This is a genomic window from Hyphomicrobiales bacterium (genome assembly GCA_039973685.1).
Classification (GTDB): Bacteria; Pseudomonadota; Alphaproteobacteria; order Rhizobiales; family JACESI01; genus JACESI01.
The window spans coordinates 64,047-78,036 of record JBDWKL010000028.1; the positions used below are offsets into that span (position 1 = coordinate 64,047).

8 protein-coding genes and 1 tRNA gene are annotated in these 13,990 nt (G+C 48.3%); 1 reads left to right on the forward strand and 8 read right to left on the reverse strand.

Annotation, left to right across the window (positions count from 1 at the left end):
* Positions 1-117: 117 nt before the first annotated feature.
* Positions 118-1,917: an IlvD/Edd family dehydratase gene (locus ABJO30_08315; GenBank protein ID MEP3232815.1), complete on the forward strand. Its 1,800-nt coding sequence runs from the start codon at positions 118-120 to the stop codon at positions 1,915-1,917.
* A gap of 294 nt (positions 1,918-2,211) precedes the next feature.
* On the opposite strand, the gene ABJO30_08320 is transcribed toward ABJO30_08315, so the two are convergent.
* The 8 genes from ABJO30_08320 to parE all read right to left on the reverse strand — a co-directional run bounded on the left by ABJO30_08320 (position 2,212) and on the right by parE (position 13,786).
* Positions 2,212-2,901 (reverse strand): DUF6796 family protein, encoded by a 690-nt coding sequence (locus ABJO30_08320; protein ID MEP3232816.1) that lies wholly within the window; start codon positions 2,899-2,901, stop codon positions 2,212-2,214.
* A 5-nt stretch (positions 2,902-2,906) separates the two neighbouring features.
* Positions 2,907-4,520, reverse strand: a complete 1,614-nt coding sequence (locus tag ABJO30_08325) for a VCBS repeat-containing protein (protein ID MEP3232817.1) — start codon at positions 4,518-4,520, stop codon at positions 2,907-2,909.
* 115 nt (positions 4,521-4,635) lie between these two features.
* The gene (locus ABJO30_08330) at positions 4,636-5,043 is read right to left on the reverse strand and encodes a hypothetical protein (GenBank protein MEP3232818.1); all 408 of its coding nucleotides are present in this window, start codon (positions 5,041-5,043) and stop codon (positions 4,636-4,638) included.
* A 379-nt stretch (positions 5,044-5,422) separates the two neighbouring features.
* The gene (locus tag ABJO30_08335; protein ID MEP3232819.1) at positions 5,423-8,512 is read right to left on the reverse strand and encodes an efflux RND transporter permease subunit; all 3,090 of its coding nucleotides are present in this window, start codon (positions 8,510-8,512) and stop codon (positions 5,423-5,425) included.
* Positions 8,509-9,621: an efflux RND transporter periplasmic adaptor subunit gene (locus tag ABJO30_08340; GenBank protein MEP3232820.1), complete on the reverse strand. Its 1,113-nt coding sequence runs from the start codon at positions 9,619-9,621 to the stop codon at positions 8,509-8,511. The genes ABJO30_08335 and ABJO30_08340 overlap by 4 nt, the downstream gene beginning before the upstream one ends.
* A 516-nt stretch (positions 9,622-10,137) precedes the next feature.
* Positions 10,138-10,213, reverse strand: a tRNA-Asn gene (locus ABJO30_08345).
* A gap of 271 nt (positions 10,214-10,484) precedes the next feature.
* Positions 10,485-11,462, reverse strand: a complete 978-nt coding sequence (locus ABJO30_08350; protein ID MEP3232821.1) for an ABC transporter substrate-binding protein — start codon at positions 11,460-11,462, stop codon at positions 10,485-10,487.
* Positions 11,463-11,614: 152 nt separating this feature from the next.
* A complete protein-coding gene (gene parE, locus ABJO30_08355) occupies positions 11,615-13,786 on the reverse strand; it encodes a DNA topoisomerase IV subunit B (protein ID MEP3232822.1) in 2,172 nt (723 codons plus the stop codon).
* Between the last annotated feature and the right edge of the window lie 204 nt (positions 13,787-13,990).

A 13,990-nucleotide genomic window follows, 5' to 3' on the forward strand; every position in this document is an offset into this window, starting at 1 on the left:
GAACCTCCACGGTTCCCCCTATAGATTTGGCTTCGCTAAATTGACTTTCCTTGGCAAAAAGACGAGGAATTTAAGGGTTGCAGGCCAACACTTCTTCTATTGCCAACGAGAAAAATGATGTCATTTCGTAAAAGCCCAAAAGACTTACGCTCACGCGCATGGTTCAACGACCCTAGTGACGCAGAAATGACGGCGCTCTATTTGGAACGCTATCTAAATTACGGCCTGACACGAGAAGAGCTGCAATCTGGAAAACCAATCATAGGCATTGCACAAACGGGGAGTGATCTTAGCCCCTGTAATCGCCACCACATCGAATTGACCAAGCGCATACGCGACGGAATCATAAGTGCCGGTGGTACAGTTATGGAAATCCCCGTGCATCCGATTCAAGAAACAGGCAAGCGACCAACGGCTATGTTAGATCGCAATCTTGCTTATCTCGGCTTGGTGGAAGCGCTGTTTGGATATCCAATTGACGGCGTAGTCCTGAACATTGGGTGCGATAAAACGACACCCGCTTTGTTGATGGCTGCTGCAACAGTCAATATTCCTGCTATCGCTTTTTCTGTCGGCCCTATGCTCAACGGCTGGTTTAATGGCGAACGTGCTGGTTCTGGAAGTGCGATTTGGCATGCTCGCAATATGAAGGCCAAAGGAGAGATTGACGACGAAGGTTTCATGGACATCGTTTGTCGTTCCGCGCCCTCGGTTGGTTATTGTAATACCATGGGTACAGCTTCCACGATGAACTCATTGGCTGAGGTTCTTGGTATGCAATTACCTGGTTCTGCCGCCATTCCGGCGCCGTATCGTGAGCGTGGTCAAATGGCCTATGCAACGGGTCAGCGTATCGTGGACATGATTTGGGAAGACCTCAAACCGTCTGACATTATGACATCACAATCCTTTGAAAATGCAATCGTCGTGAACTCCGCTTTAGGCGGCTCAACCAATGCACCGATCCATCTGAATGCAATAGCGCGCCACCTTGGCTTAGAACTCAGTACCGAAAATTGGCAGCAGGTCGGTTATGACGTCCCACTGATTACGAACATGCAACCAGCGGGCAAATACCTAGGTGAAGATTTCTATCGGGCAGGGGGCGTTCCGGCTGTCGTTGGTGAATTAATCAAAGCAGACCTCTTGCCGCATCCTGACGCGAAAACGGTCAATGGGGCGAGTATCGGGGATAATAACGCCAATGAACGCTCGCTCAATTATGATGTTATCTCGAGCGTCGATGACCCTATTCTTAAAGCTGCTGGTTTTCTCAGCCTCAAAGGCAATCTGTTTGATAGCGCGATCATGAAAACGAGCGTCATATCTGATGAATTCCGCAGGCGATACCTTGAGAACCCGCAGGACCGAAATGCCTTTGAAGGTAAGGCAATTGTTTTTGATGGTCCTGAAAGTTTCCATGAGACCATAGATAACCCTGACCTTAATATTGATGAAAACTGCATATTGATTATGCGGGGCGTAGGTCCCAAAGGGTATCCAGGTGCTGCTGAAGTGGTGAACATGCGACCCCCTAGCTATCTATTAAAACAAGGCATTACGGCCTTGCCTTGTATCGGCGATGGTCGCCAATCTGGTACATCTGCTTCACCCTCAATTTTGAACGCTTCTCCAGAAGCTGCGGCAGGAGGAGGACTGGCACTTTTACAAACAGGTGATCGGGTGCGGATTGATTTAAACACAAGCGCTGTGAATGTACTGATTAGCGATGAAGAACTTCAAACCCGCGCCGAGCAGCTTGCAGCCAAGGGAGGCTATCCAATTCCTGAAAGCCAAACACCATGGCAACAATATTCAGGTGAGCTTGTGGGGGCATTGTCAGAAGGCATGGTCTTAAAAGATGCGCCTCAATATCGGGATATAGCTGCTAAACACAAACCAAGGCACAATCATTAGGGTAGGGGTGTGACGTCCCAACTCATGATTGATCGGCAGGTGATGGCGGTTTAATGATGCAAAAGCGGGGAAGTGGATAGCAAATTTTGGAGTGACCTAGTTCTAGGAAATTCTCTGTAATTAATGCGGGTTTTGCTAAACCTCGCCAACGCTCGTTACGCGCTTTCCATCGACATCTCCAACGTCCCAAATTTGGGAGCTTGATGGAGATGTCTCAGGAGTAATGTCGTATCTACAAAAACCATCTAGCGATCATATGAACGTGCATAATAGCCATCGGTTTTTAGACATTTATTACCTTGCAGCCCGCATTTTGGATGCGACAACAGTTGACGCTGCAAAGAAGATGAAATGCGCGATATTCATTGCGGCAGGCAGAAGATACATGCCGATGCTTGGAAGCAAAGAATAGCTTGCAAATATGAGGACCAGCAAGACGATTGGAAGAACCGCAAGTATCCACTTTGGATAATGGGATTTTCCAGAAAAAATGCCCCATGCCATAAGCAAGGATATCACCAGAACAAGCACCCGAACCACATTGATCAATGGTTCGTTGTGCGCGCTGATGCCCTCGAGCAATGTAGATAGAATTTGAGCTTGATCGCCGCTCAGCTTCTCCTTTGCTTGCACGACAAGGGCCAAATTAACTCGTCCACCTAGCCAAACATTGCCGATAGCAAAAGCGTAGATACCAAGCCCAAGAACGGCCAATGACAGCTTGCTGCCTGCTGGCTTCAACATCTGGCTAATGTGCCAGTACCCGATGAAGTAAACAGGTGCTACCAGCACACCAAGAAAATGACCAAAGGTCAGTCTCCATTCGCTAACTCCCAAGAAGAAGAGATAACCGCTGTCTTCATATCCCCCACGTGGAGAATATTGAAAGGTGAACTCGCCAATGCCAACAATCAGCGCGCCAATGGTCGCGATAATCCCTGTCCAAAAGAGAGCGTTACTATGTTTTGATGCGTCACTTTGCATAGGTTTTACTCAACTATCACAGTGGTGTTCACCTCTGGTGCAGGAAGAGAAACCTTCTCACCATTGGCATAGCTAACAGTTAGGCTTTTCACTTGTTTTACGTCGCCCATGCCAAAAATAAAGTCATGAGATTGATCGCCAAGCAGGCCTTCCCCTGTTGTGAATTGTTGAGTGAGGACAACACCGTCACCGCGTTCAAGTTGCACAACTGCGCTGAGTGATTTCACCGTATCTGGCAATCGCACTTTCACAAAGTTTGCGTTTCCGCCACCGCTGATGAATGCGCGTTGTTTGTCGTTGAGGTTGATTTTAACGATATCGCGATAGCCGTCATTGTTGAAGTCAGCGATAAGCGAAGTAATCTCCCACGTACGGTTTACAAGACCCATATCAGCTTCTGCCGTGGCAAATGTACCGTCATCTTTTTGCAGCAATACACGGCCAGGCAAACGGAAAAGCTTTTGCAGTGGAAGCGAAATGAAGTTTTGAGAAATCAACAGATCTTCGCGGCCATCATTGTTTAGGTCGTCAAAAACTGTTCCCCATGAAAATTCATAATTGGCTGTGTTTGTTTCCTCAGCAGCGTCGGTAAAATTGAATCCACCGTTATTCTTGAAAAGCAAAAGCGGTTTATGGAATTTTTGATCATCCCGCAGATCACCTTTAACGATGAAGCCTGGAGGTGTTGAAGAAACATTCGAGAAGAAAAAGTCGATATTTGAATCGTTGTTATAATCGCCAACAGCAATACCCATTGGGTAACCAAACTGGTCGCTAGTTGGGTTTTTTGCAGACGTGAACTTCAAATTGCCTTCATTGCGCCATGTCAAAACTTTTCCGGTATCGTGTGCAACGATGAGATCTTGGTCGCCATCCTTGTCAACATCAGAAAACACGCCAAGGAAAGTGTTGTGCAAATATTCAAGACCCGCTTCAACGGTAATATCTTTAAACGTGTTGTCGCCATTGTTCATAAGCATGATGCTGTTTGAGCCGTAGCCTTCTTTGTTGAAGATATTCAAACCTTCAACCAATTCAGGCTTTAGATAGGTCGCAACATACATGTCGACGAAGCCATCATGGTTTAGATCGGTCAGTGCAACAGAAAGTGGTACTGAGCGCTCGTTGAACTTGATGTTTAGGTTCTTGCCTTCGAAGCCACCTGGCTTGTTCAAATAGAGCCATACACCGCTCGCTCGTGCGATAAAGATGTCTGAGCGACCATCATTGTCTACATCAATTACAGATGCGCCATAGGTCGTGTCATTATCTGGTTTTGTGAGGCCTTTGCCGAGTTCACTTGTCGTATCAACAAACCCAGATCCCTCAAATTTTAGGAGGCTATCAGCCTGATTGTGGCCACCAGCAATGAACACTTCTGGAATATTGTCACCATCGACATCGATGATAGACGACCCAATGAAGGGAAGTGAAAACTCTTTGGTGAACTTGTGTGAAACAGGAAAATCAACTTCTTGAAAAACAGGGACATCTACCTTGCCTGTTAGATCCTCTTTCCCATAAGGGTTGGTATAGGCCTTCATATAAGACATACCAACAACCATCAAAGGAAGGGCGACCCCCAGTAATAGGAGGACTCTCAAAATATTCTTTTTCATTGATAATAACCTTTGTTTTTACTGCTTCACGCGCATTTTTTTCTGCGTCGGCACGAAGCTATAGGGCAAAATAAATGGGTACTCAAGTCACGAGGTTTTTACAAAACCCTAGTGATTAACTCATTTTTTGTTGGTTTTTCTTCTCAAACCACAAAACGATGAGAAAAGCTGCCAACATCATCAAGCCAGCCATCAACGATGAATAACAAAGCGGCCAACCTGTTTCTGAACGTGGGCATGTTGGGTGTCCCAAAAGCTCTAAAGAGGTGCCCGTCAAGGCAAGGAGTATCACGGGAGTGACGCCAATAAAGAAAAGGTGGGTGAACCGTTTATTCCAAAAAATGGCCGCTATGGCCATCAAAGCGTAGCACACAGAGACCAGATAACAGGCGGGAAAGCCCAATATCTTAGGACAAGCATTTCCTGTCATGAATTCTTCGATGGATATTGGTACAATGCGGGAGAGAACGAGGAGCGCAAACCCTGTAATTCCAACTCGGAACAATCGGCTTAAAATGAGCATAAGATTGGTTTCTAATAATTCTATAAAATAACCGCTATCACTCGGGCAGTGCGGTTAGGATGGCAAAGACGCGACAACCCCCGAAGGTCAATTTAGCATAACATCAAGTATGTAATTAGCCAGCGGAGAATGCCGGTCTTTTCCTGAATGGTATGTTTTGCATTGGCAATGGCGTGGCGTGGGCAATGGCGTGGCTTTAACGCTGGCGTCTTCTGTAACGCCAACAAAAGCCAGCGGCTGGTTTTTCATTCAAGCCAGCGCAACATGGCAACCTTCTTGAGCAAAACCTCTTTGCACGAACAGTCCCACCTAGAATGCAACCCGCTCAGCGGTGCTATGCATCGCTCAACAGATTGCACTTAAGTCGTCGGTGGAACTGTTATGATATAGCTGCGAGTTCTTCATCAAGGCGTTTTGATGAAGCCCCTGGTGTCGCGCCCCACGCTGTCACCCAGCGATAAAAGATTGGCGTCAAAAACAGAGTGAAAATTGTCGCAAAGCCCAAGCCTCCAACAATGACCCAGCCAACTTCCTGCCGCGCTTCGGCTCCAGCTCCAGAAGTTAAGACTAGGGGTAAGCCCCCCAAAACAGTTGAAACCATTGTCATCATAACTGGCCGGATGCGCAAGCGCATGGCTTTGCGTATAGCTGTATCTATATCATCGCCTGCTTCGCGCATTTGGTTGGCAAATTCCACGATCAAAATACCATTCTTGGCCATAACACCGATCAGCATGACCAAACCAATCTGGCTGTAATAATTTAGCGATCCGCCACTGAGCGATATAGCGAGCAAGGCGGCTGCCAATCCAAAAGGGACTGTCATCATAATAACGATGGCACTGGAAAAGCTCTCGAACTGAGCCGCAAGTACGAGCAATACGATCAAGAGCGCAGTGCCAAAGACTATCAATATGGCTTGCGTGCTGTCATCCAATGCAGCCGCATCGCCGGTGAAGATGATGCCGATGCCGTCTGGCAAGACCTTGTCGCCAAGTACGCGTGCTTTTTCCACCGCGGTCGACATGGTCACGCCGTCTCCTAGATTGGCCTGCAATGCTACAGATAGCGCGCCACCAAGACGGGCAACGCGGGTGTCTGTTACAATCGTTTCCATTGTTGCAATGGAAGACAGTGGCACAAAGGAACCATTGTCCAACCGCAGAGAAATTGAAGAAATATCTGATGGGTCATCAATTGGTGGGCCACCGGGCACTACGTTGACATCAATCTCGGTATCATTCTCAAACACACTGACCGCGATATCGCCTTGCACGTATGCGCTAATAATCTCACTTACATCTGTTGGGCTTAAACCCATATCACGAGCGGCAGCTTGATCGACTGTGACTTGCAATTCTGCATTCACGGGTGCGGAAGATAGCTGCGGATTGACGAAGGTATTATCCTCAGACATGGCAGCGACAAGGGTCGATGCCGCGTCAGTCAGGCTTTCAAGACTGTTACCTGTTACAGCCAGACTAAGGCCGCTACCACCACCACGAATGCTAAGACTGTTAGGAGAGCGTGTTCGCACTTGTACGCCAGGTACGACCGCAACCTTACGGCTAATTTCTAGCATTAAGCTGGCCTGATCAATGTCGCGTTCGGACCAGTCAGGGAGCCGAACAATGATCACTGAAACGGACCCGCCGCTCACACCGACGATGCTTTGAACTGCGCGAACTTGACCGCTGTCTCGGTAAGGCTCAAGAATTTTCTCAATCTTCAAAACTTGGCTGTCTAGATAATCAATTGCGGTGTCCGAAGTGCCGCTGGCTTGAATGATAAACGAGCCGCGATCTTCTGTGGGCGTTACGGCAGACGGCAGAGTTAAAGCCACGCCAATTGCATAAATCACAAATGCCCCAGCAATCGCCAAAATCAAAAGGGGTGAGCGGATGGACCAATCCATGACAGCGTCAAACCCGCGTGAAAGTATTCCCGGCTTTGCTTCTGGCTTATCTACCTTAACGCTTGATTTTCCAGGGTCTAACAAGGCCGCCAATACGGGGGCAAGGGTTAGGGCGGTTATCGATGACAACGTCACGGCATAGGCGAGAACATAACCAAACTCTGAGAAAACGCCGCCCGCTTTGCCGGGGAGAAACGAGATAGGGATAAACACAGCTGCAAGGGTCGCAGTTGTTGAGATGACGGCAAAAAATACTTCGTTTGTGCCTGCCGCCGCCGCCGCAAAAGCGCCCATGCCTTCAGCTCTTTTTCGTACGATGTTTTCAACGACGACGATGGCGTCGTCGACCACCATGCCAGTTGCGAGAACCAGCGCTAATAGACTTATCGTGTTGATCGAAAAGCCGGTCAGCCAGATCGCGGCAATTGTCCCAATTAAAGCAACGGGAATTGTGAGGGCTGGGATAATCGTAGCGCGGGGTGAGCGCAGGAACAGAAAAATAACGGCAATTACAATCATTGTGGCCAGCAAGATCGAGTTCACAACTTCGTCGATTGATCCTTCAACAAATATACCATCATCAGAGGCGATGATTAAATCCACATCATCAGGCAGTTGGTCTTGGAGTTCTTCAACGGCGAGGGTCACGTTGCGCGAAATTTCCAACGTATTTCCCACGGACTGGCGAGATATATCGATGCCCACGGCAGACTGGCCGTTAACGCGAGTGAACACGGTTGCTTCTTCTGGTAGAAATTGAACCAAACCGACATCTGCGATCTGCGTGGTATCGTTGATCTGGATGGCTTCAATAACGTCCTCGTCAACCGTCAAGTTAGCGACGCTTAACGCAAGTGTTCGGCTGTCACTTTCTATCGATCCAAGGGTCGTATCATCACGCAGCGCCGCAAGTGCTTCACTCACGTCAAACACAGTCAGGCCCCGACTTTGCAAAGAGGGGATATTCAAGGTAACGCGGAACTCATTGGACCGGTCGCCACGTACTGTGACTTCTGCGATACCATCAATCGTTGATAGACGCTCATAGACTATGCCTTCAGCAATCTGCGTCAATGTGTCCAAGCTTGCTTCACCAAGCAGGGCAAGCCGGATAATCGCGTCCGAATTGCTATCGCTTTTAGAAACGACAGGGTCGTCAATGTCATCCGGCAGAGCGCCCGTCGTGGCCGACACAATCTCGCGAGCTTCATTTGCAGCCACGTTGACATCCGTGTCACCGGACAGATCAATCGTGATGCTGCTGCTTCCGCTTGTGGAAGTCGACTCCATAAAGGACAACCCCTCAAGGCCGCTCAGCGCATCTTCAAGAACTTGGGTAACTTCGCTGTCTACCGTTGCAGGTACAGCGCCATCATAAGTCGTGCGAACGGATAGAACAGGGCTATCAACATCTGGCATTTCTCGCACATCAACACTGCTTAGCGCAGCAAGACCCGCGATAATGACCAGCAGGTTTAACACGATCCCAAAGATCGGACGTCCCACGAATAGACTGGCAATTCCAGTCTTGTGTAAAGTTCGTTCAATGCTCATGATTTATCACCCCGCGCACCAGCAACGCGCGATCCTGGGCGTAGTTTTGGGGCGCCTTCGGTGATGACCATTGATCCCAATTCTACGTCGGTTTCTACCCATACCTGTTCGCCTGAACGGTAACGTATGGCGACGCCATGTTTCGATGCTTCCCCTTCATCTGAGACCCAGATGCTTGCACCGCCGCGGCCCCAAGTGATAGCTGTTGCAGGGACGACAGGGAGTGGGTCTGTTCGTTCAATCATCCGTACGGCGAAAGTCATTCCAGCAATCAGGGCACCGTCCGAATTATCGATTTGCGCCCGCACAGTGGCACTGCGCGAAGTGCTGTCGAGCTTGGTATCAAAGGCAATAACCTCACCTTTAAATACCCGTCCAGCATAAGTAGGTGTCCCAACCAGCACCGTCTTGCCAATACTCAGCAAGGCGATCGAGCGCTCAGGAACCTCAAATTCAGCGATGATTTCGCTGGAATCGTCAATGGTAACGATCGCTACGCCTGGGGTTAGATAATCACCCGGTTGAATATCACTGAGACCCAGTGTGCCATCGATTGTGGCCAATATTTTGCGGCCCTCTAGTTCGGTTTCTGCCGTGTCTAAATTAGCTTTTGCCAAACGGGCAGCCGTTTCGGATTCCTCCACCGCTGTGGTTGTGACCAAGTTCCCAGAGTTTTTCAGTTTTTGAAAGCGGGCAAAGGCCTCTTGTGCCTGATCGTTTTCAGCTTTCGCTAGGTTTAAGGCCAAAAGTTCGGTGCGGTCATCTAACTGCACGAGCAAATCTCCCGCCTGAACCTTACTATTGGGCGCCAACATTACCTTGGAAACTTCACCAGTCTTGCTGGATACAATATCAACGCTGCGCGCTGATTTGGCCGTACCAATGGTGCGCAATACCAAGGTGTAGGGTTTAGCTTCAAGAGATTCCATCACAACCGTGGTCTTGGCTGCACCACGTGTCCTTTGGCCAGTTTCCTTACTCGCCGTATCCTGTTCCTCAGAAACATCTAATCCCAAAAGATTCTGGATCGACATCGGGGCACCAAACGTCAGGATATAGGCGGCACCTAAAATTACAATCGATGCCAAGGTGGTGATGATCTTTCCCATAGGAAGTTCCTTTTTGCGCGAATTGCCAATGCTAATGCGTTTAAATGTTCATGTGATTGCTTGACGAGCTAATTAATTCATCAATCTCTGGAAAAGCGATCGTTTGGTCTGCACATTAGTGAATGGTTTGGAACATAGAGCTTGTTTAGTTGTTTGAAATTCAAGCTTTGTGTCCGTTTTTAAGACGACTGATGTTGCAAGCTGCTTATTTGGATAAGTTTATGGTTTAACTAAGGTGCATTTCGGTGGATTTTTTAGAGCAGTGTTCTATCACCTTCACGCACCGACTGTCGTTATTGGATAGCGACCATACAACAAGGTCTGAGGTATTGGCAGGTTAATTGACACTACTCACAATTTAGGTTGCCACAATTGAAGCAAGCAGCCGTGCTGTTCGGCGATAAATGTTATTTTGAAGAGGGGGACGTTTTAGGCGTGATGGAACGGAGAGTGTCCGTCGGGCTGAGAAAGTTGAAATCAACCGATGTCACAAAGCTTCTAATTGTTTAAGAAAATTGGCTCCCCGAACAGGACTCGAACCTGTGACCCAATGATTAACAGTCATTTGCTCTACCAACTGAGCTATCGGGGAATACCATTTTACGCTTGCGCGTGGTGGCGGATATAACAAAGGTTTTAGTGGTTGCAAAGCGAAATATTGAAAAGCACTCAAAAAAAATAATTTGATGATCAAAATGACCTGATTCGGTTTCATTTCGAACAAGGACAGATGGTGAGAAGGGGTAATTAAAAGTTGAGATTGTTGATTTTTTTCAGCGAATTAGCTCTTCCTAGAAAGAGGCAAACCTGACTGCCTCGCGACAAAGAAACACGTTGCCGTCAAAACAGTCAGGTTTAGTGGTTTATAGATTAAACAGTGCACCCAATTTTTTTGATGCATCTTCATTCAACCAGTTTTTCCAAACATCTGAGTAAGTTGTTAGGTAATGGGCAGCCGCTTCATCTGCGGATGCTTTGTTGTCTTCTTTCCAAGCGAGAATCGTACCCATTTGCTCATTGGTAAAACTTACTTTGCTCATAAGTTCCTTGATGTCGGGGTGTGACTTGCCAAATGACGTGGACACAACGGTTGTGACGATGCTTTTTGGATAAGCGCCAACAAACGGCGTCGCGCATTCTTCTTTACTGTTGCAGGCATGGCCTTCTGCGCTGTGTTCACCCAAATTCACCAATGTCATTGGATATTTGCCAAGGATTGATGTTGGTGCCCAGTAGTAGCCGAACCAAGGTTCTTTCGCAGCGAATGCTGAACCAATAGAAGCTGCAAGTGTTTCACCCGAACCGTGGATGAAATCTTCGATGCCGTTTTCTTTCAACTTGGCACCAAGCGCCATGTTTGTGTTGACGACTTGGCATGTCCAACCAACAGGACAGTTGTGGAAACGACCGCCAACAAGTTCTGGGTTTTTCACAATACCTTCAATCGTTGCAAGCTCTGGGTGTTTTTCGAGTAGATAGTTTGGAATCCACCATCCTTCAACACCACCGTCAGAGAGAACTTCAGTCAGTTCTTCGATCTTTTTGTCTTTAATCAATGGTTCGTAGGCAGGCGCTGCGTTTGTCCAAATTTCAGTTAGAATATCTGGCTCACCCGTCTCAGAGACAGAGGCAAGGGCAGGGGTGCTTGCTGATGGGACAATCGTTAGTTTGCAGCCATAGCCTTGTTCCAAAATGAATTTAGATACAGCGGTTACAACGCGCGCAGAATCCCAGTCCATTTCTGTGATTGAAACATCTCCGCAAGCAGCATGTGCCTGAGAGCCAAAAGCGAACATCGAACCAACAAAAGCGCCGGCGTAAAGTGTTTTTCTTAAAGACATCGTATCTCCCTAAATCGTTATGTGCGTTTAGTCGTAGGGTATACTTGCGCGTGGGAAGAGTAATGACAAGCACACTTATCCTTTTGCGTGCCGAAATACGCAAAAGGTGACGTCTAAAAGCTCAATGATGTCATTAATTTAGCTTGATGCGCTTAAATATCGAGGTCATCAACAAATTCAGCATTTTCCTGAATGAAGTTGAAGCGTGCTTCTGGTTTGTTGCCCATGAGGCGATTGACGGCGTCGGCTGTTTCGCCATCGGCATGGTCAACAATTTCAACGCGAAGCAAGGTGCGTTTGCTTGGGTCCATAGTGGTTTCTTTAAGCTGAGCTGGCAGCATTTCGCCAAGACCCTTAAAGCGACCAATATCTATTTTACCGCGACCGTTGAATTCCTTTTCCAGCAACTCATCTTTGTGCATGTCATCGCGGGCATAAAGCGTTTTGCCGCCTTGGCTGATGCGATAAAGCGGTGGCACGGCCATGAACAGGTGGCCATTGCGCACAAGGTCGGGTGTTTCTTGGAAGAAGAAGGTGATGAGCAGGGCGGCAATGTGCGCTCCATCCACGTCTGCATCTGTCATGATGATAACGCGCTCGTAGCGCAGGTCATCTTCGCGGTATCTGGAGCCTGTTCCACAACCAAGGGCTTGCATAAGGTCTGTGAGCTGCTGATTACTTGCCAGTTTATCGCGGCCTGCATTGGCAACGTTCAAGATTTTACCCCGCAGTGGCAGGATCGCTTGGTTCTTCCGGTTGCGGCCTTGCTTGGCAGAACCACCCGCAGAATCGCCCTCCACGATGAATATTTCAGAGCCTGCCGCAGAGTTTTGGCTACAGTCGGCCAGTTTCCCCGGTAGGCGAAGTTTGCGAACGGCTGACTTACGGTTGATTTCGCGTTCTTGACGGCGTTTCAACCGTTCTTCGGCGCGATCGACCACCCATTCAAGCAATCGATTTGCTTGATTAGGTGAGCCTGTGAGCCAATGGTCGAATTGGTCGCGTACAGCGTTTTCAACGATACGGCTTGCTTCTGTGGTGGCGAGTTTGTCTTTGGTTTGGCCAACGAATTCAGGTTCGCGTACGAAAACGGAAAGCATGGCGGCACTTGAGGTCATGATGTCATCACTGGTGATGAGCGAACCCTTTTTATTGCCGGTTAGTTCTGCGTAGTTTTTCAATCCGCGCAGCAATGTTGTGCGAAGGCCGGTCTCATGGGTGCCGCCTTCGGGTGTTGGGATGGTGTTGCAATATGAATTGACATAGCCATCACCAGCAAACCATGCGACGGCCCATTCAACAGCGCCGTGACCGCTTACTTTTGGTGTTTTGCCCGCGAACGGTTCGTCTATAACTTTTTTCTCGCTGCCAAGCTTCTCAGACAAGAAGTCTGCCAAGCCGCCGGGGAAGTGGAATGTCGCTTTTTGAGGCGTTGGGTCATTGTCGCCAAGGCGTTCGGGCGCACATGTCCAGCGAATTTCTACGCCACCAAACAAATAAGCTTTAGAGCGCGTCATGCGCATGAGGGTGGCAGGAGAGAACTTAGCGCGTGGTCCAAATATCTCAGCGTCTGGGTGGAACAACACCTTGGTGCCACGACGGTTATGCACTGCGCCTAGATTTTCGATGCCGCCTTGAGCAATACCGCGCGAGAAGGTTTGGCGATAGAGCGTTTTGTTACGGGCAACTTCAACGACCAAGCGGTCTGAAAGCGCGTTTACAACGGAAATACCAACGCCGTGCAAACCACCGGATGTCTCATAAACGTTGGAATCAAACTTACCACCTGCGTGAAGCGTGGTCATGATGACTTCGAGCGCAGACTTATCTTTAAATTTTGGATGTGGGTCGATTGGAATGCCGCGACCGTTATCAGTGATGGAGAGAGAACCATCATCATGAAGCTCAACTTCAATCCAGCTTGCATGGCCTGCAACTGCCTCATCCATTGAATTGTCGATGACTTCAGCAAATAGGTGATGCAGCGCTTTTTCGTCTGTACCGCCAATATACATGCCTGGGCGACGGCGAACTGGTTCCAGACCTTCCAAAACCTCAATATCAGCCGCCGTATAATCGCCCTCAGCGCTTGCTTTAAGTTTGCTGGCTGCAGGGGTGGCTTTTGGTAGACTTGGTTTTGCTGCTTTTGGCGTAGGCGCCTTAGCTTGCGGCGCGCTTTGCGGTTCAGCCGCAGGTGTCACGTCAGCGGCCGTCTCAGGTGTAGATTTAGGCGCAGGTTCAGGTGCCGCCGGCGTTGCTGGCGGTAAATCCGTAATATCCGCTGGGACACTAGAAAATAGGTCTTGAAATTTTTCTGCACTCATAAAGAATTTTCGCCATCAAAAAAGTTAACAACCAGTATCTGACTCGCGCATTGTTGCGCTACACCCCCAGATAAAAAAATCTGTACGGTTTTTGTTCCGTATCGTACCCATTTATATCCACAATATGTTATATGTAAAGAACAAAGAAGGAACAACCTATAAGGCGTGTTCTTATATTGTCTCTATTTATGGAATCAAGCTAAT